Origin of the sequence: Streptomyces ossamyceticus, assembly GCF_001418475.1 — a bacterium.
Classification (GTDB): Bacteria; Actinomycetota; Actinomycetes; order Streptomycetales; family Streptomycetaceae; genus Streptomyces; species Streptomyces ossamyceticus.
Window position 1 is genome coordinate 1 of sequence record NZ_LIQX01000800.1, and the last position, 613, is coordinate 613.

At 70.0% G+C, this 613-nt stretch carries 1 protein-coding gene; it reads left to right on the plus strand.

Annotation, left to right across the window (positions count from 1 at the left end; all coding sequences use genetic code 11):
• Window positions 1-613 (plus strand): glycosyl hydrolase 115 family protein (locus tag AOK15_RS48075; protein ID WP_240508800.1); only part of this gene is annotated, 613 nt, incomplete at both ends.

The following is a 613-nucleotide window of genomic DNA, read 5'->3' on the forward strand; positions in this document are numbered from 1 at the left end:
CGGCGGTGTGGGGGCGGGCGTTCGCCGAGGACGACCCGGAGAACCACGCGCGCGCCAAGGAGTACGGGATTGTCATGGGCACGTCTCACGAGGCGCCCATGATGCGGGGCATCGAGGAGTGGAACCGCCATGCCGTGCCGGCGGTCAGGGACTCCTCAGGGAAGATCGTGACCCCCGGCCGCGACCCCTACGGGGGCACCGGGGAGTGGTCGTACCGGCGCAACGCCGAGGCCGTCCGGGCCTACTGGCGGGACGGTATCCGGCGCATGGTCGACGAGGACTTCGAGGGCGTCGTCACCCTGGGGATGCGGGGGAACGGCGACACGAGCCTGCCCGACGGCGACGGCATCGAGCTGATGACGGAGATCATCGCGACGCAGCGCCGGATCATCGAGGAGGTGACCGGCAGGCCGGCGGACGAGACCCCGCAGGTGTGGACCCTCTACAAGGAGGTCCAGCGGTACTGGGACCGGGGCCTCAGGGCGCCGGACGACGTCACGGTCGTGCTGACGGACGACAACTGGGGGAACATCCGTAAGCATCCCGACCCAAGGGAGCCCCGACCCGGGGGCTACGGGTTGTACTACCACTTCGACTATGTGGGCGTCGGCCG